This is a genomic window from Vibrio phycocola (assembly GCF_053850235.1).
This window is the reverse complement of sequence record NZ_JBSQDJ010000007.1, coordinates 123,384-146,419: the sequence shown is the minus strand read 5'-3', so window position 1 is coordinate 146,419 and position 23,036 is coordinate 123,384. Positions and strand designations below refer to the sequence as shown.

The window sequence follows — 23,036 nt, the reverse complement described above, 5'->3', positions numbered from 1 at the left end:
GACGGCAATATGATTACGTTCTCAGATATTCAGCTTTTACGTGGCGGCAAACCTCTTTTAGATCAAGCATCAGCGACTATTCACCCAAGCGATAAAGTCGGTTTGGTCGGTAAAAATGGTTGCGGAAAGTCCACTCTGTTTGCTCTGCTAAAAGATGAACTGTCTATCGATGCCGGTAATTTTAGCATGCCTTCCCATTGGGAATTAGCTTGGGTTGCGCAAGAAACGCCGGCAATTGAACGTCGAGCAATTGATTATGTTATTGATGGCGATCGTGAATTTCGTCAATTAGAATCCGACTTACGTGCTGCAGAACAAAATGATGATGGCCATGAAGTTGCTATCCTCCATGGTAAAATTGAAACCATTGGTGGTTATACGATTCAATCACGAGCCGCTGAGCTTCTCGATGGTCTGGGTTTCAGCCAAGATCAAATGGGATGGAACTTAACTCAATTCTCTGGTGGTTGGCGCATGCGCCTTAACCTTGCTCAAGCCTTATTGTGTCGTTCCGATCTATTACTTCTCGATGAACCGACGAACCACTTAGACTTAGATGCTGTAATGTGGCTAGAACGCTGGTTACAAAGTTACCCAGGAACCTTAGTCTTAATCTCACACGATCGCGACTTTTTAGATCCTATAGTTACTCGAATCATCCACGTAGAAAACCAAGACCTTAACGAGTACACAGGCAACTACTCGTCATTTGAGACTCAACGCGCTGAAAAGCTCGTTCTACAACAAGCTATGTTTCAAAAACAACAGAAGCAAGTTGCTCATATGCAAAGCTATATCGATCGCTTCCGTTACAAAGCTTCAAAAGCTCGACAAGCTCAAAGCCGCATCAAAGCACTAGAGCGCATGGAAAAAGTGTTACCGGCACAATTTGATAATCCATTCAGTTTCGAATTCCGTGAGCCTGCCGCCCTGCCCAATCCAATAATAATGATGGACGAAGTGAGTGCAGGATACGGCGATAAGCTCATCTTAGAGAAAATACGCCTGAATTTGGTTCCTGGAAGTCGAATTGGACTTCTCGGTCGAAATGGCGCAGGTAAATCAACGCTGATCAAATTACTATCAGGTGAACTTAATCCTACAAGTGGTGATTTAACGTACTCTCAAGGTGTTAAAATTGGCTACTTTGCTCAACATCAACTCGAGACCCTGCATCCAGAAGAAACGCCTCTGCAGCATATGATGCAAATCGCCCCAAATCACACCGAGCAACAGATACGAGACTATCTTGGAAGTTTTGGCTTTCAAGGTGAAAAAGCGTTAGAAAAAGTGGCTCCTTTTTCTGGTGGAGAAAAAGCACGATTAGTTTTAGCTCTAGTTGTCTGGCAGAAGCCTAATCTATTGTTGCTGGATGAACCAACCAACCACCTTGATCTCGATATGCGTCAAGCCCTCACCTTTGCTTTGCAAACCTTTGAGGGTGCAATGGTTATCGTTAGTCATGACCGTTACCTTCTTCGCGCCACCACTGATGACCTTTATTTAGTCCACCAAGGTCAAGCCGCACCCTTTGATGGCGATCTAAATGATTACTACAAATGGTTAACAGAACAACAGCGCCAAGAACGCCGTGATGCACAACCAACGAGTAATGAAAAAGAAGGTGGGAATAGTGCCGCGGCGAAAAAAGAACAAAAGCGCCGAGAAGCTGAATTCCGAAAAACTACCGCTCCACTTCGCAAAAAGCTCTCTCAATTAGAATCGAAAATGGATGCTCTTTCTGAGAGTGTTTCAGAGATTGATGAGAAATTGGCTGACAGTAGTCTGTATGAGATCGAAAACAAAAGTGTCTTAACAGACCTAATCGCCACTCAAGCCAGCGCAAAATCCGAACTTGAGAAAATAGAAGCAACCTGGATGGAGCAACAGGAAGAGCTTGAATTATTAGAACAAGAGTTTCACCAATAATGAGAAAAACACAGGCTTCTCACACTCTAATGACGGAACAACTCTGGCAATTCAGTTTGTCATATTATGCTGTTATGGAAGTGAAAGAAGCGTGTTTAACCCTCCAAAATCAATTTGGAGGAAATGTAAATACATTGCTTCTTCTCAAGTATCTCGATCTACACAAACTCAGCATTAATAATGATGAGTTGGAAACATTAATAAAGGCAACAGACAACACTGATGGCTTAATCAATCATTACCGTCAACTAAGACAATCCCTAAAACCTTCTCTACCCGACAACTTATATCAAAAGACATTAAAGTTTGAACTAGAATTAGAAAAGCGTCAGCAGGCTGATCTAGTCGATCAATTTAACACCTTAAATTCCAAACCCACCACAACACCAAATCTTGTATCTACGTATTGTCAGCGACTTAATGCCACCCATTTATCCGCCTCTTTTATTGAGCCATCCTAATAATAAATAACGGAACCTAAACTGAGAGCGATTCTTCTTCCGTACAACAAATCTTCATCAATATCAGGTAATGCATTTCGCAATTCGAGCAAATAGACATAAAATAGGCGTAACTCAACATTAAGAATCAGGAAATTTGCGATGATCGTTCCATGGCAAGAAATAGCTCCAGACACCCTGAACACGCTGATCCAAGAATTTGTCCTTCGTGAAGGCACCGATTACGGCAATAGTGAAATTGATTTAACCACCAAAATAGAACAAGTTAAGTCACTTCTTAGCAAAAATGATGCAGTAATCGTTTACTCAGAGCTTCATGAAAGTATCGATATTCAGATCCACCCTAAATTGCGCTAATCCATTTCTGCTGTAATCATCGAAAGAATATTTCGTGCTATAGTGGCGTTAAAGAAAGTAAAAATAGACAGGGAAAGTCATGTCCGCAAAGCATCCAATTATTGCTGTTACTGGTTCTTCGGGAGCAGGTACAACTACAACCTCAGAAGCATTTCGCAAACTCTTCAATGGGATGAACATTAATCCAGCTTGGGTTGAGGGTGATAGTTTTCATCGTTTTACTCGCCCTGAAATGGATATTGAAATCCGGAAAGCTCGAGAACAAGGTCGCCATATTAGTTATTTTGGATCTGAAGCCAATGACTTTCCTCTATTAGAGTCGTTTTTCGATGAATACGGTAAAAGTGGAACAGGAAAAGTACGCCGTTATCTACATACATTTGACGAGGCAGTCCCGTATAACCTAACACCAGGGACGTTTACACCTTGGCAAGATTTGCCTCAAGATAGCGACCTCCTTTTTTACGAAGGTCTCCATGGGGGCATAATTGATGGCCCCGTTAATGTCGCACAACATGTCGATTTTTTGATCGGGATGGTTCCGATCGTCAACTTAGAATGGATTCAAAAATTTGTACGAGACACGCGAGATCGAGGCCACTCAAAAGAAGCGGTAACGGATTCGATCGTTCGTTCTATGGATGATTACCTCAACTATATGACGCCACAATTCTCACGTACTCACATTAACTTTCAGCGAGTGCCGACTGTAGATACATCCGATCCATTGAGTGCTCGAGATATTCCCAGCTTGGATGAAAGCTTTGTGGTTATTCGCCTGCAAGGGATTAAGCAGGTCGATTATCCTTATTTACTCGCCATGATTGATGGATCGTTTATGTCTAGCCAAGACACCATCGTTGTCCCTGGAGGAAAAATGAGTTTTTCTATGGAACTCATTGTTAGACCTATTTTGCAACAATTGATTGAAACGGGAAAAATTGGCTGACGGCTATCACATAAATTAAGGGGTAGCGCACCGTTAATCGAACAGCGTTCCTTTAATTTACTTCCAATAGCGTGACCATGTGCACACTTTTGCGTAGAATTTTGCACGTGTCACACGATTAAAATCAAGAAATTGAGCCCGAAAAAGGATATTATTTAATTCAGAATTAGAAAATACCTTGCGCGTTTTCTCCAACTCTTAGAGTAGAATTATCGCAATTGGGCATAGCTACTACACGAAACAGCAAGTATACCCTGCATAGGAAGAGAGATATTATGGTTCTAGGTAAACCTCAAACAGATCCAACGTTAGAGTGGTTTCTTTCACACTGTCATATTCATAAATACCCATCAAAAAGTACTTTGATTCACGCAGGTGAAAAGGCGGAAACTCTTTACTACATCGTAAAAGGTTCTGTCGCGGTACTGATTAAAGATGAAGAAGGTAAAGAGATGATTCTCTCTTATCTAAATCAGGGTGACTTTATCGGTGAGCTTGGTTTATTTGAAGAAGATCAAGAGCGTACCGCTTGGGTTCGAGCAAAGTCACCATGTGAAGTCGCTGAAATCTCATTTAAGAAATTCCGCCAGCTTATCCAAGTCAATCCAGATATTTTGATGCGCCTTTCGTCACAAATGGCTCGCCGTCTGCACGTGACTAGCCGTAAAGTAGGTGATCTTGCGTTCTTGGATGTGACAGGTCGTATTGCTCAAACGCTATTGAACTTAGCAAAACAACCTGACGCAATGACACACCCTGACGGAATGCAAATCAAAATCACTCGTCAAGAGATTGGACAAATTGTTGGCTGTTCACGTGAAACTGTTGGCCGAATCCTGAAAATGCTTGAAGAGCAAAACCTAATTTCAGCGCACGGTAAAACTATCGTCGTTTACGGAACTCGTTAAGCTCCCACTTTTCAGTAATTTAATTAAAAAACCACTTCAAATCTTGAAGTGGTTTTTTATTTTCTGGCGCATTGTTTTGTTGGATTAAAGACGTCGATCGGTACTTTCAAAAATTTTATTCGCCGATGCTTCTACAAAGCCACTGTATAACACACCACTATCGGTAGGATAACGTTTAGCGAATTCATAAAAACCTCCTGGTAAGCGAAGCTCTGTCTCTATCAAGGAAACCTCCACAATATCCGCCATGGTGGAGGATTGTTCCAGCATCAATTCTGGTGTTCCCTTCACTTCTCCACCAGACTCATTGATTGCGAAGTCATGTTGTCTTAGGTACTGATTAACGTTTTTGACTTGCTCGAATCGATTCAATTGATTCACACTGACCGTAAAGTGGTTAGCGCCATAACCGTGAGCAGCGACCCAAGCCGCATATTCGCTTTCTTCCGATAGAAGGTGGTACTGCTCAATTGAGAGTGACCATGGACGTCCAGCGTAAAGAAAGTCAGGTTCAGAAAAATAGTGTGAATCGACTTGTGCAACTAAGCTACGTATAACTTTCTGAGCAGTGATGGACAGTTCTTCAACCAAGAGTTCGCTAATAAATACTTTTGGTAAATCGGGATTTGGATGCTCATAATGCCTCGCCCTTAATTTTTTTGCCTCAAAATGATATTTTCCACCGACTTGATACCCTAGTTTTGCAAACTGAGCAGCTAATGTCTCTAGACCAAGAGGCTCAATATTAAAGGTTCTTAGAGCAATATGGTCGTTAATCAACTCTCTCTCTTCTTGCAATAAGTCTTTTATTTTATGTGCTGAAGGACAAAGGCGAGATGCATAATCCTGCCATAGGTAAGAAAACAGTTGTTCAGGTGTCATAGCGCTTCCTTAATCGTGAGCTAGAGATGAATCCCAGGCGAACATACTGCAGGAATTTCCAACTGTTCATCTTCAATAAGATGTGTAAACCATCTCCTTACAATTGGACCTTGAGCAGTAAAAAGAACGGGGTCGTCCTGAAATCTTGAAACAAGGTATTGCTAATAAGCATAGTGTGAAGTTGTGGGAGAACACTACCGAGTTGATCACACACCAAGATGTTTGCCACCATTGAATAACGTACAGAGTCAATTCAACCGTTGACCTTGCACGAAGATATTGACGTCTAAGAAGCCTGTACTTCTTAGACGTATTTACATTATGCGATAAGTGAAGCCACCGCCTTTTCTAAACGTGCTAAGCCTTCTTTAATCTCTTGTTCTGAAATGACCAAAGAGGGAGTAAATCGTACAACATTTGGGCCTGCTACTAATAATAATAGTCCACACTCTCCTGCTGCGACGAGTACATCTCGAGCACGATCTTTCCATTCATCATTCATTACCGCACCAAGTAATAAGCCTTTTCCACGGAACTCACTGAAAATATTGTACTTATCATTGATAGCGGTTAGCCCGTTTCTGAAAAGTTGCTCGCGTTCCAAAACACCAGCAAGAACATCAGGCTTAGAGATTGTATCGATAACAGCTTCTGCGACAGCACACGCCAGTGGGTTGCCACCGTAAGTCGATCCGTGAACACCCACTTTAAAATGCTGTGCTAACTTTTCTGTAGTTAACATCGCACCAATAGGGAAACCACCCCCTAATGACTTAGCAGTACTTAGGATATCAGGAGTAACACCAAGCCCTTGGTAAGCATAAAACTCCCCAGTACGGCCATTACCCGTCTGAACTTCATCGAAAATGAGTAACGCATTGTGCTCATCACACAAATCACGAACTGCTTTAGCAAACTCATCGCTTGGCGAAATGATTCCACCTTCACCTTGTAAAGGCTCCATCATCACCGCGCAGGTGCGGTCAGAAATATGAGCTTTGAGCGTTTCGATGTCGTTAAACGGTAAATGGGTCACATCAGAAGGTTTAGGCCCAAACCCATCGGAATAAGATGCTTGACCACCCACAGTTACGGTAAAAAATGTACGCCCATGAAAGCCTTGGTTAAACGCGATGATTTCTGATTTATTTTCATCATAGGTCTCCGCAGCCCAACGACGCGCTAATTTTAGTGCAGCCTCATTGGCTTCTGCCCCAGAGTTTGAGAAAAACACGCGCTCTGCAAATGAGAGATCAGTGAGTTTTTTCGCCAAACGCAACGCTGGCTCGTTAGTCATAACATTACTTAAATGCCAGACTTTATTCGCTTGATCTGTCAATGCTTTCACCATCACAGGGTGGCAATGACCAAGGCAGCTCACGGCAATTCCGCCTGCAAAATCGATGTATTCAGTACCTTCTTGATCCCACAAACGAGAACCTTCACCTTTAACCGGGATCATCGCCATTGGGCTATAACATGGCACCATTACATCATCAAATAGTGACCGCTCGACCTTATTATCATTCGTCATTTTGTTTTCCTTTCTTGCTACACTATCTTTAAGTGTCATCATTTTATGTCAGTATAGACGACTTCTTTTATCCAGATTTAAGCCCAAATCGTATATTTGACCACATAATTTCTATTCATCGTTGAGAAAGCCTTCAATTACACTCGTAAAATGAACTTCCATACAACTCATTATGACTAAATATTCATAAAAGTTAAGTTAATAATCACTAAGAAGGCAAATAAACTGAATAAATATATATAAAGAGAACTAATCCGCTACCGATTCAGAAAATTCGCAAGCAGTTCATGCCCCTGTTCAGTTTTGATCGATTCCGGGTGGAATTGCACCGCGTCTAATGCCAAAGTTTTATGCCGATATCCCATGATTTCATCAACGTTTCCCGAGCTATCAAGGCTCCAGGCGGTGACTTCAAAGCAATCGGGTAGAGACTCTTTCTCAACCACCAGCGAATGGTAACGTGTCACCGTCAAAGGATTATTCAAACCTAGAAAGACACTCTTATTATTATGTTGAATCGCCGATGTTTTGCCATGCATAACCTGCCTTGCTCTTACTACTTTTCCTCCGAAAGCTTGAGCAATTGTTTGATGCCCTAAACAGACACCGAGAATAGGAAGCTTTCCAGCAAAATGATGAATCACATCCAAAGAAATTCCCGCTTCATTTGGTGTTTTAGGTCCGGGTGAAATGACTAGATGGCTCGGAGCAAGTTGCTCTATCGCAGCAATGTCGATCTCATCATTTCGATACACCTCAACATCACACCCCAACTCGCAAAAGTATTGATAAAGGTTATAAGTAAACGAATCGTAATTATCGATAATTAATAGCATAAATGTCGCGATATAATAGTTAAGGGAGCTTTGTGTTGCATTGTGCAATAGCTTTAAAAAAATACAAACAAAAAAGCCCCAACATACGAGTCAGAGCTTTATCGTTACACTGCCATTGTCGTTTATGAACGAGGAATAAATCCAACTGCGTCATAAGCGCGTTTGAGCATGATACTCGCTCTTGAGGATGCTTTCTCTGCACCTTCAGACATAACATCATTTAAATAGCCACGATCAGCTCGAATGCGATGATATTCAGATTGAATTGGCTCTAACATCGAGACAATCGCCTCACCCACTTCTTTTTTGAATGGACCATACATTTCCATGTCTTGATACTTAGCCTCAATCTCTGCAAAAGAAAGGCCGGTTGCGGCTGAGTACAGTCCCATCAAGTTAGAGATCCCGCCTTTCGTCTCAATATCATGAGCAATACGCGGCGGTGTTTCAGTATCCGTTTGCGCTTTATTGATCTTCTTAAGAATCGATTTCGGCTCTTCAAGCAAAGTGATGACATTTTTCCGATTATCATCCGATTTCGACATCTTCTTCGACGCATCCTGCAAGCTCATGACACGAGCATTTACCGTCGGAATATACGGTTCGGGCACAGTAAATATTGGCGATTCCGGACTGTAAATATTATTGAATCGGGTGGCAATATCGCGCGCAAGTTCAAGGTGTTGCTTTTGATCACTTCCAACGGGTACTTGATCTGCTCCATACAATAAAATATCAGCCGCCATCAACACAGGATAACTGTATAATCCGGCATTCACATCATTAGCATAACGTTGAGATTTATCTTTAAACTGAGTCATACGATTCAGTTCACCCATTTGGGTATAACAATTTAGCAACCAACTCATTTGAGCATGTTCAGGTGCATGAGACTGAACAAATAGCGTGCTCTTCTTAGGGTCAACTCCAACCGCTAAACAAATTGCTAGCGCATCTAATGTCGCTTCTCTTAGCGCCTCAGGGTTTTGACGGACAGTAATCGCATGTAAATCAACAATACAATAAGAACAATCGTAATCATCTTGCATTTGTTGCCACTGACGTAGAGCACCCAAGTAATTACCTATACTTAGTTCACCTGATGGTTGAACACCACTAAATACAATGGGCTTGCTCATAACTTCGTTTTCCTTTTATGCAATATGGGTAGATATTTTTCTTTTCATCTTTTTAATGAAGTGTACTCATTGGCAAGTATAATGCTAGAGATTAAACCGCTTTTTATTCAAACAATCAGCAATTTGAGTAATTCATTTATATTGTCGGCTACATAGTCAGGGTTTGACTCCGAAATCGGCACTCCGTGATTGTAACCATAGGTCAACCCAAACGATAAGCAGCGAGCGTTTCTCGCAGCCAAAATATCATTCTTAGAATCACCAATCATTAAAAATTGTTCAGCAGTCACGGAATACTTTTCCATCAGCCAGTTAAGTGCAACTGGATCGGGTTTGCGGACAGGAAAGCTGTCTCCACCGATGACTTCACAGAAGAATTCAGCAATACCATGTTGTGCCAAAATCTCCGGAACAAATTTCAGTGGTTTGTTCGTGACGACGGCCATTGAATAGCCCGCTTGAGAGAGTGCTGACAATGTCGATAACACATCTTCATATAAGTGACTCGACTTATGCCCAGTAGCAGCATAGAAATCATCAAAACGCACTCGTGCTTCTTTGAGAGTATCTGCTGAAATCATTGGATCAATTTCTAGACTACGGCTTAAACTTCGCCCAATCAGAATATCAGCGCCATTCCCTACATAGTCACGAACCTGAGTCTCAGATACTGCTGGGTAACCTAATGATTGTGCGGCTTGATCTGCTGCAATCGCAAGATCAGGCACACTATCAAGCAAAGTGCCATCAAGATCAAAAGCGATAAATTTAATGGAAGATAAAGACATTTCAAACTCTCTTATCAAAAACGTTCATCCTAGAAACGTCAAAGCTTCAACAGTGAAGCACAAAAAAATCGTCGGAGTTTGATGCTATCAGAGTGGGGCGAACGAGATCCAGAAATCAAAACGATTTTATAAAAAAAGCCCCTAAAAGGAGCTTCTAAAAACAAGAATAGTAAATTATGCGTTTACTTTAGCGAGTTCAGCACGCATGGCATCAATCACTTCTTTATAATTCGGTTGATCAAAAATGGCCGAACCAGCAACAAACATATCTGCGCCCGCTTCAGCAATTTCTCTGATATTGTCTATTTTAACTCCGCCATCAATTTCCAAACGAATATCGTGCCCCGACTGGTCAATCAAAGCACGAACTTGACGTAATTTGTCTAATGTATGAGGAATGAAAGACTGACCACCGAACCCAGGGTTTACCGACATCAACAAAATCATGTCCACTTTATCCATTAAAAACTCTAAGTGACTAAGTGGAGTCGCAGGGTTTAATACAACCCCAGCTTGGCAACCACATGACTTAATTAATTGCAAAGTGCGGTCAACATGATCAACAGCGTCAACATGAAATGTAATCATCGTCGCGCCTGCTTCAGCAAAATCAGGGATAATACGATCGACAGGGTTTACCATTAAATGGACATCAATAGGAGCGGTAATACCGTAGTCTCGGAGTGCTTTACAGATCGGCGCTCCAAAGGTCAAATTTGGAACATAGTGATTATCCATTACGTCAAAATGAATAACATCAGCCCCCGCCTTGAGAACCGCGTCAACATCATCACCTAAACGAGCCAAATCGGCGGATAAAATAGATGGAGCAATAAGAAAATCAGTCATAGTTTGCCTCTGTTAGCAGTTGTATGGCGTACGAAATTGAGCGCGATTCTACCTAACCTCTACCCGAGTTCCTAGCCACCAATGTCAATATACTCGATATCAATCGCTAAAATGTATAATTTAAACTCAGAGTCACACTCTAGAGGGTGAGAACAATGCGAGAAGCTCATCAACCTTATTGCGACCTGCTCCATTTCGGCTAATAGTACGTTTCACTTTGACCGTATTTAACTTAGCGCCATTATACAATCGGCGAGTCAATACCGTATCGTGATTGGAAATAAGAACCGGAATACGTCTATCTTGCGCGGCGGTCTCAGCGACAATGGCTAACCCAGCTTGATCATCTAAAGAAAAGCCTGCACCAGCATAAGAGGTAAAGTTTGCAGTATTAGAAAGCGGTGCATAAGGAGGATCGCAATACACAACACTATCATCTGGAGCCTGCTCAAACGTCTGTTTGTATTCAGCACAGATAAAGGTCGCTTTGGCCGATTTTTGAGAGAAAAATTCGAGTTCTGCTTCAGGAAAATAAGGTTTTTTATACGACCCAAATGGAACGTTGAAACCGCCTTTCTTGTTATATCGGCACAAACCATTAAAGCCAAAACGATTCATATAAAGAAACGCGAGCGAGCGATATAGAATATCGTCGGTTTGATTAAAATCTTGCCTAACCGCTAAATACGCTTCTTTACGATTGTTTTCAGGAGTGAACCAGCGCCGAGCTTCATTAATGTAAAGATCGGGCTTCTCCTTGAGAAGGTTATAGAGGTTAATTAGGTCCGGATTAATATCGGCCAACAAGTAGCGATCATAGTCAGTATTAAGAAATACAGAACCGGCACCGACAAAGGGTTCAACCAATGTTGTTGCTTCTGGTAAATAGCGTTGAATATCGCCAACCAATCCGTATTTTCCACCAGCCCATTTGAGAAAGGCGCGCTGTTTTTTCATTGACTACTTGCTCTACTACCTACTTCAATCCAAGGCTGCGGAATGTAACATATTTTTTAAGACAGCTCAGGCTTATTTGCCCGCTTCGATGTCACGATGAACCTGACTTATTGATTTTGCCCAAGGATTTAGTGCCTTGATCGAGTCCGGTAATGTTTCAATGGCATCTCGGGTGAGTTGCAATGTCGAGAAATTATCGTAAACCATAATGTACCAAGTCACGCCGTTTCGAATCGTCGTGTAAGCGTAAAGTTTATCGCCCAATTGACTCTCGTTGATAAAGCGCCCAACATCACGTTGACGATTAAACGCAGCTAACTGCAAAGTATAACTACTTTCGGATAGTGATAATAACTGACTTTCATGATAATTCGCGGCGGCAAGTGCTTCAGCATCCACTGGAACAATATTCGTTATGGCCTGAGCATTTTCATCTTGTTCGGAGATCTCTTCTGCAACACTGATAATTGAATTTTCATCACCTAATGTCGATTCAGGTATACTGGTTACAGCTTGTTTGAGTTGCTCAACTTGCTCTGCAGTTGCTTCACCACTAGCGATCAATTCACTGACTTCAGCAGAATCTACATTGATAACGTCTTCATCAGGTTTCCCAGTCGTCAATTCCGAGTCGATGACAACCTCATCAAGAATTTGAGAATTTTCAGATGAGCCATCTAACAATGCATCGACCACGTCCGAGGTGATAACCACTCGTTGATTTTCTGTCGTCTCGTCAAATCCGACGTTACTCGTATTCTCAGCAATAACGGGAGGGAGGGAGTTAGAATCATCTTTAGAATCAATTTCCGGTAACGTTGGAATAATGGTTTGCTCGGTAGACCTTATTCTATCTGAAGCTTCAATATCGGTAACTTGCTGTCCCTTGTGGTCACTATTAGGCATCACAGTCCGATTTAATAACCACCAATATCCACCGCCGATAGCCAATGCCAATAACACTACAACAATCGCAATATTAATTGGTGACCCGACGATAGAGCGAATAATGATTCGCTTTTCCATTTTTTGTTCTCCCAACGCCATTATTTCACCTGGAGTTTTCCTAGCCTTACTATATGCGAATCGAACCCTACGCTCCATATCATCGTCAACAAATCTCATAACAGAGAACTCAAAAAAACGATCGGCATCTTCTTGCGGTAAAACATCGATTTCCAGATCAACTGGCTTTTGTTCTTGCCCATGACTGATTCGATTCAATAAGCGGTCAAGCAAATTTGGACGAGAAAATAACACGACACTGATCGACCAGTTTGATCTTAATTGAGCCGTTTGAACCAAAGACCAGAGTTCGGTAAGCATGATTTCCGACAACTGCTGTGCATCATCGACGACAATGACAATATTACAGTTGTCTCCTTCCATGATCTCACAAAAGCTATCAACTAAGTCGGCATTTTCATCAAATTCGACTTCCCGTCGAAGTTGGCTAAGGATAGTTTGCCTGCGTTGAGCATCAGATTGATTACGGAAACAGAGGAGTAAAGATTGATTTTTATCAGCAGCCCAGACTTCGAGGTAACGCTGAGCAAGCCAAGTTTTACCAGAACCGGCTTCGCCAGAAACATGAATAAAGTTAGAACCAAAATTAGTGAGTAAACCTAACCTTTCAAGTAACGCTGCTTGCGATGAAAGCTCAAGAACTCTATGGCCACCTGCTAAACTCATACTCTAACCCTTAGATAAATCCAGCTATAAGCTTCTCATATATATGAGAAGCTTACCGATTTGACGAGTAATGTTAAAGAGTTCGACAGAACTCAATAGCTTGTTCGATAATATTTTCTGGGGTATCACTTCTAACTTCTGATTGACCAATGCCTGTTGGTAACACAAGGCGTAATTGGCCAGAAAGCACTTTTTTGTCTCGCATCATGTGCTTGATAAAGTCATCATAAGACATGCTCTCAGGTGTATTAACCGGAAGTTTAGCTTTTTTCAATAGAGTAATAATGCGCTCGAGTTCACGCTCTGAAATTAACCCTTGTAACAGACTCGTTTTGGCAGCCATGACCATGCCAGCAGACACCGCTTCACCATGGAGCCAATTACCGTATCCTAGCTCAGCTTCAATCGCATGACCAAAAGTATGGCCTAAATTTAGCAGTGCACGGATACCTGACTCTTTTTCATCTTGAGCAACCACTTCAGCTTTGATTGAACAGCAACGTGCAATCGCATAGCTCAATGCCTGTTGATCTAAGGAATAGAGTGACTCCATATTCTGCTCAAGCCACGAAAAGAGCTCTGCATCGTATATAATGCCGTATTTAATGACTTCTGCCATTCCAGAAGCAAACTCTCGATCCGACAAAGTGGATAGGCAAGAAGTATCAATAATGACAGATTGAGGCTGATAAAATGCACCAATCATATTCTTGCCAAGTGGGTGATTAACCGCCGTTTTACCACCTACCGATGAATCAACTTGAGAAAGCAAGGTCGTTGGAATCTGAACAAAGTCAACACCGCGTTGATAACACGCCGCTGCAAACCCGACCAAATCACCGATGACACCACCACCGAGAGCAATCAATACCACATCACGGCTGTAGTTATTCTCGATAAGAAACGACATCACCGTATTAAAGGTATCTAAATTCTTGTACTTTTCCCCATCAGGTAATTTTAGTAGCTCTGATTGACACCCATGCTTAGTGACAAGTTCTGTAATTCGCTCAGCATACAGGGGAGCTACTGTCGTATTAGTGACAATAACGACTTTTTGTTTTGGGGAAAGAAAAGAAATTAGCGCCGGATCGTTAAATAATCCGGCTCCAATTGAGATTGGGTAACTACGTTCATCTAGGCTGACCGTAATTCGCTCCATGAGACACTCCAATATCTAGAATATTATTGTTCTTCCAACATTTTTACGATTTCGTTCGCGACAACTTTGGCGCTTTGTTCGTCTGTCTTCACAACAATATCAGCGATCTCTTCGTAAAGAGGATTTCGTTCTTTAGCTAAATCTTCAAGAATTTGACGTGGATCTTCTGTTTGCAACAGTGGGCGCTTTTTATCGCGATTAGTACGCGCAAGCTGTTTCTCAATCGTTGTTTCAAGATAAACAACAACACCACGAGCAGACAAATGATTACGGTTACTCTTGCTTTTAACCGACCCTCCTCCAGTTGCAAGGACAATCCCTTGCTCTTGAGTTAAGTCGTTGAGCACAGATTCTTCACGTTTACGGAAGCCGTCTTCACCTTCAACATCAAATACCCAAGCGATATCAGCTCCGGTTCGTTCTTCAATAACAGTATCTGAGTCAACAAACTCCATGTGAAGTTGTTGAGCAAGATATCTACCTATTGTACTTTTGCCAGCACCCATCGGGCCAACAAGAAAAATATTACGTTTTTCAGCCATGTTTAGCAGTAATTTATAATGTTAATTCAATGACATTGCCACAAGAACACTATCTTATTTAATTAAAAAAGTAGGCTCGTGACACCAATTCCTCACAGATAATTCGTGATAAGACCCGAAATTATCTAGATCTGAGTGGATGAATGCAACTTTATTTTTTCAAGCAAGCAAAAATTTACACCTAACTCATTGAATTAAAAGAGTTGGAGTGACAAATATTAATAATTCACTTTTTGTCATTTGCTGATAATCTCGCCTAAATAGTTTCCCTAATATCGGCAAGTCTCCCAACACAGGTACTTTATCACTACTATCACTGGTGCTTTGTTGCTTAACACCACCCAATACTATTGTTTCACCATCTCGGACTTTTACTTGTGTCGCCATGCGTTGAGTTGTAATTGCGACTGCTTCACCTGTTCCCGTTTTCACGACTTCTCCAGGTTGATCCTGGGTCACAGTGAGATCCAAGATAAATTGGTCATTTTCACTTAAGTAAGGTGTGACCTCCAAGCTTAATACCGCTTTTTTAAATTCAATACTCGATTCACCGTCAGAGCTCGACTCCTGATAGGGTATTTCGGTACCTTGTTCAATGTAAGCTGTTCGGCGATTGGTGGTGATCAACCTTGGGCTAGAAATAACTTCCGCTTTAGATTCGCTTTGCAGCGCAGATAATTCAAGGTCAAGCAAAGTTCCCGAACCTAAAGTTGCCAACTGAAAAGCTAACGATGAAGCACTACTTGACGTAGCAGGAAGGTTAATCGCCAATTGTTGGTCGATTCTATCAGAACTGACACTTTCCTCACTGCTACCGTTAATCGAGCCTCCCAATGGAAGGGTTGTCCCTTGCTGAAGAATTCCCCATCTGACTCCGATTTCATCCAAAGCTCCTTCACTCATCACAACAATTCTAGCCTCTATTTCAACTTGCTGAACTGGAACATCAAGTTGACTGACTAAGTCCCGTACCTTTTGGATCACCGATGGAGTGTCCATAATGATTAAACTGTTACTTCTTACATCGGTAGAAATACTGCCCAAAGGAGAGAGCAGCCCTCCACGGCTAGTGGAATCAAATACTTTAACCAACTCATCACAATTCGCATTTACCAAAGGGATAACAGAAAACTCAATTGACTCAGAAAGCTCTGACAATACATCATTCTTAATCAGCTTATGCTTTCTCTTATTCTCTGTTTTCTTAAGTATCTTAGGTTCGATAGTGGGCATAACGGCAAACGGGTTGCTATTGCTCTGTTCCGATGCAAAAGACAGATTTGAAACCATAAGTAATATCGCAACACTCACCCAGAAGGTACTAGAAGTATATATTTGACGACGAGTTCGACCATTCACTTCCATTGAACTTTTTCCTATCATTTCTTAGCCTCTATTTTGCGCTCAAGTTTGAAATAGCTCGCTTGAATATCAACATAAATATCGTCACTTTCTTCATTTATTCGTTGCCAATCTGCTCGCGAAACAACAATGATTGGTGGAGTAGAAAATGCCAAAAACAACTGTGTTAACGATGAGTATTGACCACGCACTTTCAATACAAATGGAAACTCTGAATAACCAACAAATTTAACCTCTTCACGCCACTCTATTTGCTCAATATCGATGCCTATTTTCTGGGCCAAATCAGAAATAATGCCCAACATATTTGTAGAATGGTCGACATCATCGAACTGGTTAAAATGAACCTCATATAAAACACGTTCTTGCTCCCATACTTCCATGAGCTCTTCTTGCTGTTTTACTTTCTGCTGGGCAGCATTACGCGTAAACTCAAGTTGTTGTCCTTTTTGAATAATGTGATCGATTTCGTTTTGTTTCGCGGGCCAAAGCATCAATTCAAGCAAAAAATAGAGTGCGAGAGTGATCAAAAAAGGCAGGGTAAGAGCAACAAGATATCGCATAGAAAACCCATAATGCCGATCACTAGAACGAACATTGTTGCGTGTTATCATCCAATTACTCATCGAGAATCCCATAAAACTCAACATTCATCTCAAAAGGATAAAAAGGGCGCTGCCAGCGCTGTAACACTGCGTCTACTTTCAAGCGATCAATACGAGCAGTTTTCATACGCCGTTCCAATGCTTTAGCAAATTGAGTAACGTTGCCGTCATGCTCAACCAAACCTGAAATAGCTAATTTGTTCCCCGCCACCATTAATCGGTCGAGATAGGTATTACTTGGCAATATTGCCTCAATCAATTTCATCACGTTATACGGATGCTTACTTTCTGATATCCAAGTATTTAATTTCTGATTCTCTTGACGAAGTTCTTCATACTCCAACTCTTGTTTTTGTAGTGCCTGATAGCGCTTACTCACCATATCCTGAGCAAAAACCCGCTGCTGATGCTGTTGTTGCGCGTGTGCTAATCCGACTTGATAGCCTTGGTATCGATGCCACTCAATGACTCCAAGGCCCAAAAAGCACACGACACTCATTCCAATCCATAACTGATGAACTGCACGCCGCTTAGCTGTGCGCCAATCAAGAAAATTAATGTTATGAAGCATAACGTTGCTCCATTGAAGTAATTCCTCGAAGTGCAATACCACAGGCTTTTTCTGCAAACTCTAAGCTTTTGGCTACCAGTGATCTTTTTACTAAAAAATGTAAACCCAATGGATAGTAATCAAAATAACCATTTGATTTAGTGACTATATTAGTAATTAGATCATCATGTTCTTTTCCCTTAATAAACCATATTTCATTAAAAATCGCCGTCTCATTTTCAACACGTAACAGTTCCAGTTGTTGTTCTATTTGAGCACTTATTGAACAAGAACTGAGCTCTACTAAATCAAGAGGAATATGGCGATAGAAAATGGATTCGTTCGTTAATGCACCAAAAGTCAAAGATTGCTCTTTTAATTCAATGAGTACTGGACAGAGTTGAGGGTTGTTTGCTTTCGCAACCAGCAGAAGTTGCAAAAATGCTTGTCGCTCGGTATCAATCAAAATTGGACGCATACCAATCTGCTTCGCAAGTTTTACTCTCTGCTGAACTGCGTGTTTTCTCGCAGCATAAACCTCTATTGCGTTAGGGTGTGGTACATAATCAAAGCAAAGTTCATCCCCTTTTAATGGTGAAGTGGATAAAAATTGATGCATAGCCGTTAACCTCTGTTGCTCCAAAGGTAATCGAGTATCTACTGTGATCATCTTATTCATCACCATGACATCTGGTATCGAAAACGCGACTCGATGTTGAAACAGAGGTTGCATATTTCGCACTTTCACTAGTTTCTTAACACTATCTTGATAAACTGAAGCCTTATTTTCAGCGAAAATATCACCACTAAGTTCAATGTGCTCTACTCCGAGTAATTTCGGTTTATGTAGACCCATTTCAACAATGGCTGCGGTTATATATTGGGTACCGATATCAATACCTGTCACGATTGTGTTTGCCATGTAAACTCCATTAAAAACGGATCTGTAAAAAGTTTCGTTTGGTAGTACAATAAACCACCTTTTAAGAGCTAGAGTTTTAGCGAAAAGCGGATGAGATTGCATCTGTGCAATCCGACGAAACAGGGATTATCCGGTGAAGTTCATAAAGTATTTGTTCATATTTACACTGATTTGCATTGTGCTGGGAGTCGCTACGATTTTTGGCTTTTATCGTCACGTAGAAGCGGATTTACCCGATGTAGCGGAATTGCAAGAAGTTCAATTACAAACACCAATGCAGGTACTTAGCCAAGATGGGAAGTTAATTGCACAATTTGGAGAGAAACGTCGTCTTCCGATGCGTCTCGATCAAATGCCCCCAATGTTGGTTAACGCGTTTATCGCCACCGAAGATTCTCGATTTTATAGTCACTTTGGGTTTGACCCTATAGGGATAACTCGAGCAGCTTATGCGGTATTCCAATCTGGGACCGCCAGTCAAGGGGCAAGTACGATAACCCAACAGTTAGCTCGAAATTTCTTCCTTTCTAATGAAAAGAAAATCATGCGCAAGATAAAAGAAATTTTTATCGCTGTTCATATTGAAATGCAATTAAGCAAAGAAGAAATTCTAGAACTTTATCTCAATAAAATTTATCTCGGTTATCGTTCGTATGGGGTTGGTGCTGCAGCTCGTTCGTATTTTGGTAAAGAGCTCGACCAACTCACGTTAAGTGAAATGGCAATGATCGCTGGCTTACCTAAGGCACCGTCCACACTTAACCCTATCTATTCGTTGGAAAGAGCTACACAACGCCGCAACATCGTATTAGCTCGTATGTTAGATGAAGGCTATATCTCTCAACAACAATACGATCAAGCTCGTAGTGAAACACTCATCGGGAAATACCATGGTGCAGAAATAGAGGTCAATGCACCTTATATTGCTGAAATTGCTCGCGCTTGGATGGTAGAACGCTACGGTGAGGAAGCTTATACATCTGGAATGCGAGTCATAACAACCATACGCTCAGATCTGCAAAAAGCCGCTGATAAAGCCGCTCTTAATAATTTGTTTAATTATGATGTTCGCCATGGTTACCGTGGAGCAGAACAGGTCGTTTGGCAACCAGGTGACACTGCATTCTCATCCCAACAAATAGAAAAGCACCTTAAAAATCAACCGACTTATGGTGCTCTAATCCCCGCTATCGTTACCCAAGTAAATGCAAAAAGTGCTGATGTTTGGTTAAAAGATATTGGCCAAAAAACCTTAGATTGGGATGGCATGAAGTGGGCTCGTCGTTATAACACCGATAGACATCAAGGTGCCGCTCCACGCAAAGCTGGAGATATTCTTGCCGCTGGTGAACAAGTCTGGGTACGATTAAAAGAATCAAATGACGCATCGAGTGACGCGAATAAAGAACATTGGATGTTGAGCCAAGTGCCTCTTGCTAACACTGCTTTTGTTGCAATGAACCCAGACCGTGGTGCCGTACTTTCTTTAATTGGCGGCTTTAACTTTACTCACAGTAAATTTAACCGTGCGACTCAATCGGTTCGCCAAGTTGGGTCTGGTATCAAACCATTTATTTACGCTGCGGCACTAGATAAAGGACTGACTCTAGCCACTTTAGTGAATGATGCACCCATTAATCATTGGGACGAAAGTATCGGTACGGCTTGGAGACCGAAAAACTCCCCACCAACCTATTATGGTCCAACTCGACTTCGAATTGGATTGGCTCAATCGAAAAACGTTATGGCTGTTAGAGTATTGCGTGAGGTTGGAGTAGAAAATGCGAGAAACTACCTGTCTCGCTTTGGCTTTGATTTAAGCAAGCTACCAAGTTCTGAGACGTTAGCACTTGGAGCAGGAAGTTTAACTCCGGTGAAACTGGCTCAAGGTTATTCTGTTTTTGCTAACGGCGGTCATTACGTCGAACCTTACTATATTGAGCGAATTGAAGACCCATATGGAGAAGAAGTCTATAAAGCGACGCCAAAGATTGTTTGTCACTCACAATGTTCAGAAAGTGATAATGAATTAATCGCACCGCAAGTTATCACTCAACAAAATGCTTTTCTTGTACGAGAAATGCTTTATGCCAATGTTTGGGGCGGTCGTGGTTGGCGCGGAACCGGTTGGCGAGCTCAAAGCCTAAAACGCCACGATGTAGGAGGCAAAACAGGAACCACCAATGATTCTAAAGATGCATGGTACAACGGGTTTGGTCCAGGAATTGTTGCCACTTCTTGGGTAGGGTTTGATACTCACGATCGTGATTTAGGCCGTACGTCACGTAATGATAACTTAGGAAAAGATCAATCACCGGGTGGAGAATCTGGCGGTAAAACAGCACAACCAGCATGGGTTGAGTTTATGCATACCGCTCTAAAGAATACAAAAGAGCAGTCAATAAAAGCCCCGGCCGACATCGTTCAATTACGTATCGATCGGGAATCCGGCCTACTAACGGAAGAAAATGACTCTAGTACCATGCTTGAATATTTCCGCCAAGGCACAGAACCAACTACGTTCGTACCAACCGAAGCCGATAATATTTACACCAGCACAGATGGCAGCGAAGAGCTTTTCTAGACTTATGACTTAATTTAATTCTAGTTAACTAAAAAGATACACAAACAAAAATGGGAAAGCTTCGTGCTTTCCCATTTTCTATTCAGAGCTTATGATGTGAGTGACTCAAAAAACACGAGCAATAGTGAATAGTTATATGCTGTATTCTTTTAGTTTTTCAGCCATGGACGCTGCAAGTTTTTCAAAACGTTGTCGTAACGGCGAGCCTGGACGATAAGCTAATACCAACTGACGTGAAGGCACTGGATTAAATGCGGGCACGTAGCACACTCCATCTTTTTCGCGACAATCTGGTAATGAAAGCTGAGGTAACAAGGTAATTCCAGCACCAGCGGCAACCATGTTGCGTAATGTTTCTAAACTCGTCGCCTTAAAGCGTTCATCGTCTTTTGCACCAGCGGCAAAACAATACCCTAAAGCTTGATCGCGCAAACAATGTCCATCCCCTAAGGAAAGGACTGTTCGTCCATTCAATTGCTCTAAATCGACTTTATCCAGTTCACTCCATTCATGATCAATAGGAACGGCGATACTTAATGGTTCGTTGAATATCTCTATCTCTTTAAAAGGCTCTGTCTCTTCTACGGCCGCAAGCACTAAGCAATCAAGCTTGCCTTCTTCTAACTGATGAACCAATTGTGCCGTTTGAGCCTCATGCAAATAGAGCTCTAATTCTGGAAAATCGCGTTTCAGATTTGGTACGATTTTCGGCAGTAAATAAGGGCCAACTGTCGGAATAAAACCAATATGTATCGGCCCAGTCATCCCGCCACTTTGTCCACTCGCCATATCTTTAAAGGTCTTCACTTCTTTTAAGATTTTCTTCGCTTGGTCGACTAACTGTAACCCAGAATCCGTAAATAACACGCGCCGACTACTACGCTCTAGCAACACAGTTCCGAGTTCATCTTCAAGCTTACGAATCTGTCCACTTAACGTCGGCTGACTAACAAAACAGGCTTCCGCAGCTTTACGGAAATGGTTGTGCTCTGCCAATGCAATTAAATATTCAAAATCTCGGATATTCATTAAACCACCTAATAGATTAGAACTATCAAAACCATAGCATCAAACGATTAGATCTATCAAAATATTTTTTCAATAATAGTTACATCAAAGTGAGCCGATAAGCGGTAAGCTTTCCAAGCTTATATCTAATTAATCAAAGGAAAAAAGCTATGTTTACATCAAAAGAAGGACAAGCTGTACCTCAAGTCACATTCCCTACACGTCAAGGTGATCAGTGGGTTAACGTAACAACTGATGAGCTATTTAGTGGGAAGACTGTCATCGTATTTAGTTTACCAGGTGCATTCACTCCAACTTGTTCGTCAAGTCACTTACCTCGCTATAACGAGCTCTACTCAGTATTTAAAGACAATGGCGTAGATTCTATCGTTTGTGTTTCTGTAAACGATACATTTGTAATGAATGCTTGGAAACAAGACCAAGAAGCAAACAACATCACATTTATCCCAGATGGCAACGGTGAGTTTACCGATGGCATGGGAATGCTGGTTGAGAAAAACGAAATTGGGTTTGGTAAACGCTCATGGCGTTACAGCATGCTAGTAAAAGATGGTGTAGTAGAAAAAATGTTTATCGAGCCAAACAAGCCTGGTGACCCGTTTGAAGTTTCTGATGCTGATACCATGCTGAAATACCTAGCTCCAGGACACAAAGTACAAGAGTCAGTGACCGTTTTCTCTAAACCAGGGTGCCCTTTCTGCGTAAAAGCAAAACAGCTACTCATCGATAAAGGCTTGGATTATGAAGAAGTCGTACTAGGTAAAGATGCGACGACCGTCAGCTTACGTGCTATTACTGGTAGAACAACGGTTCCGCAAGTATTTATTGGCGGCAAACATATTGGCGGCAGCGAAGAATTAGAAACCTATTTAGGTTAAAGAGACTCCCCCGTCTCTGATTGATAATGTTCCATTGACCTGCCCAGTTCGAGTTTTTCGTTCTGGGTCTTTTTTTATTGATCCTCCCAATACACTAACGTAGGCTTGATGCACCCTTGTA

The 23,036-nt window shown here is 41.7% G+C and carries 22 protein-coding genes; 7 read left to right on the top strand and 15 right to left on the bottom strand.

Going from position 1 to position 23,036, the window contains the following annotated elements:
• Window positions 1-9 precede the first annotated feature (9 nt).
• From ACWU4D_RS11980 to crp, 5 genes are all read left to right on the top strand, one after another.
• Window positions 10-1,929: an ABC transporter ATP-binding protein gene (locus ACWU4D_RS11980; protein WP_456051669.1), complete on the top strand. Its 1,920-nt coding sequence runs from the start codon at window positions 10-12 to the stop codon at window positions 1,927-1,929.
• A complete protein-coding gene (locus ACWU4D_RS11975) occupies window positions 1,929-2,390 on the top strand; it encodes a TIGR02444 family protein (protein WP_456051668.1) in 462 nt (153 codons plus the stop codon). Before ACWU4D_RS11980 ends, ACWU4D_RS11975 begins: the two co-directional genes overlap by 1 nt.
• A 141-nt stretch (window positions 2,391-2,531) precedes the next feature.
• Window positions 2,532-2,747, top strand: coding sequence for a YheU family protein (locus ACWU4D_RS11970; RefSeq protein WP_456051667.1), 216 nt, complete (start codon window positions 2,532-2,534; stop codon window positions 2,745-2,747).
• Window positions 2,748-2,826: 79 nt separating this feature from the next.
• Window positions 2,827-3,696, top strand: coding sequence for a phosphoribulokinase (locus ACWU4D_RS11965; RefSeq protein ID WP_456051666.1), 870 nt, complete (start codon window positions 2,827-2,829; stop codon window positions 3,694-3,696).
• A 275-nt stretch (window positions 3,697-3,971) separates the two neighbouring features.
• Complete coding sequence (crp, locus tag ACWU4D_RS11960) at window positions 3,972-4,604, top strand: cAMP-activated global transcriptional regulator CRP (protein ID WP_456051665.1); 633 nt, start codon at window positions 3,972-3,974, stop codon at window positions 4,602-4,604.
• A gap of 84 nt (window positions 4,605-4,688) precedes the next feature.
• Here the strand turns inward: crp and ACWU4D_RS11955 are convergent, their stop codons facing one another.
• From ACWU4D_RS11955 to pilM, 14 genes are all read right to left on the bottom strand, one after another.
• Window positions 4,689-5,486, bottom strand: coding sequence for a 2-oxoadipate dioxygenase/decarboxylase family protein (locus tag ACWU4D_RS11955; protein WP_456051664.1), 798 nt, complete (start codon window positions 5,484-5,486; stop codon window positions 4,689-4,691).
• A gap of 319 nt (window positions 5,487-5,805) precedes the next feature.
• Window positions 5,806-7,020, bottom strand: a complete 1,215-nt coding sequence (locus ACWU4D_RS11950) for an aspartate aminotransferase family protein (protein WP_456051663.1) — start codon at window positions 7,018-7,020, stop codon at window positions 5,806-5,808.
• Between the two features lie 257 nt (window positions 7,021-7,277).
• The gene (locus ACWU4D_RS11945; RefSeq protein ID WP_456051662.1) at window positions 7,278-7,856 is read right to left on the bottom strand and encodes an aminodeoxychorismate/anthranilate synthase component II; all 579 of its coding nucleotides are present in this window, start codon (window positions 7,854-7,856) and stop codon (window positions 7,278-7,280) included.
• Between the two features lie 122 nt (window positions 7,857-7,978).
• The gene (gene trpS, locus ACWU4D_RS11940; RefSeq protein ID WP_456051661.1) at window positions 7,979-8,995 is read right to left on the bottom strand and encodes a tryptophan--tRNA ligase; all 1,017 of its coding nucleotides are present in this window, start codon (window positions 8,993-8,995) and stop codon (window positions 7,979-7,981) included.
• 107 nt (window positions 8,996-9,102) lie between these two features.
• Window positions 9,103-9,783, bottom strand: coding sequence for a phosphoglycolate phosphatase (locus tag ACWU4D_RS11935; RefSeq protein WP_456051660.1), 681 nt, complete (start codon window positions 9,781-9,783; stop codon window positions 9,103-9,105).
• Between the two features lie 174 nt (window positions 9,784-9,957).
• Window positions 9,958-10,632, bottom strand: coding sequence for a ribulose-phosphate 3-epimerase (gene rpe, locus ACWU4D_RS11930; RefSeq protein ID WP_456051659.1), 675 nt, complete (start codon window positions 10,630-10,632; stop codon window positions 9,958-9,960).
• 132 nt (window positions 10,633-10,764) lie between these two features.
• Window positions 10,765-11,589 carry a Dam family site-specific DNA-(adenine-N6)-methyltransferase gene (locus tag ACWU4D_RS11925; protein ID WP_456051658.1) on the bottom strand — a complete coding sequence of 275 codons (825 nt, stop codon included), beginning with the start codon at window positions 11,587-11,589 and terminating at the stop codon, window positions 10,765-10,767.
• Window positions 11,590-11,661: 72 nt separating this feature from the next.
• Window positions 11,662-13,281, bottom strand: a complete 1,620-nt coding sequence (locus tag ACWU4D_RS11920) for an AAA family ATPase (RefSeq protein WP_456051657.1) — start codon at window positions 13,279-13,281, stop codon at window positions 11,662-11,664.
• A gap of 73 nt (window positions 13,282-13,354) precedes the next feature.
• Window positions 13,355-14,443, bottom strand: coding sequence for a 3-dehydroquinate synthase (gene aroB / locus ACWU4D_RS11915; protein ID WP_456051656.1), 1,089 nt, complete (start codon window positions 14,441-14,443; stop codon window positions 13,355-13,357).
• Between the two features lie 23 nt (window positions 14,444-14,466).
• Complete coding sequence (aroK, locus tag ACWU4D_RS11910) at window positions 14,467-14,985, bottom strand: shikimate kinase AroK (protein WP_456051655.1); 519 nt, start codon at window positions 14,983-14,985, stop codon at window positions 14,467-14,469.
• A 186-nt stretch (window positions 14,986-15,171) separates the two neighbouring features.
• Window positions 15,172-16,368, bottom strand: coding sequence for a type IV pilus secretin PilQ (gene pilQ, locus ACWU4D_RS11905; protein WP_456051654.1), 1,197 nt, complete (start codon window positions 16,366-16,368; stop codon window positions 15,172-15,174).
• Entirely contained in the window at window positions 16,365-16,973 is a 609-nt protein-coding gene (pilO, locus tag ACWU4D_RS11900) for a type 4a pilus biogenesis protein PilO (protein WP_456051653.1), read from the bottom strand. Before pilO ends, pilQ begins: the two co-directional genes overlap by 4 nt.
• Window positions 16,966-17,523, bottom strand: coding sequence for a PilN domain-containing protein (locus ACWU4D_RS11895; RefSeq protein WP_456051652.1), 558 nt, complete (start codon window positions 17,521-17,523; stop codon window positions 16,966-16,968). The genes pilO and ACWU4D_RS11895 overlap by 8 nt, the downstream gene beginning before the upstream one ends.
• Window positions 17,513-18,424: a pilus assembly protein PilM gene (gene pilM / locus ACWU4D_RS11890; protein WP_456051651.1), complete on the bottom strand. Its 912-nt coding sequence runs from the start codon at window positions 18,422-18,424 to the stop codon at window positions 17,513-17,515. The genes ACWU4D_RS11895 and pilM overlap by 11 nt, the downstream gene beginning before the upstream one ends.
• A gap of 133 nt (window positions 18,425-18,557) precedes the next feature.
• On the opposite strand from pilM, the gene ACWU4D_RS11885 reads away from it, so the two are divergent.
• Entirely contained in the window at window positions 18,558-21,008 is a 2,451-nt protein-coding gene (locus ACWU4D_RS11885; protein WP_456051650.1) for a penicillin-binding protein 1A, read from the top strand.
• Window positions 21,009-21,140: 132 nt separating this feature from the next.
• On the opposite strand, the gene oxyR is transcribed toward ACWU4D_RS11885, so the two are convergent.
• The gene (gene oxyR, locus ACWU4D_RS11880) at window positions 21,141-22,037 is read right to left on the bottom strand and encodes a DNA-binding transcriptional regulator OxyR (protein WP_456051649.1); all 897 of its coding nucleotides are present in this window, start codon (window positions 22,035-22,037) and stop codon (window positions 21,141-21,143) included.
• 149 nt (window positions 22,038-22,186) lie between these two features.
• Between oxyR and ACWU4D_RS11875 the strand changes: the two genes are divergently transcribed.
• The gene (locus tag ACWU4D_RS11875; protein WP_456051648.1) at window positions 22,187-22,915 is read left to right on the top strand and encodes a glutathione peroxidase; all 729 of its coding nucleotides are present in this window, start codon (window positions 22,187-22,189) and stop codon (window positions 22,913-22,915) included.
• The last annotated feature ends 121 nt before the right edge of the window (window positions 22,916-23,036 follow it).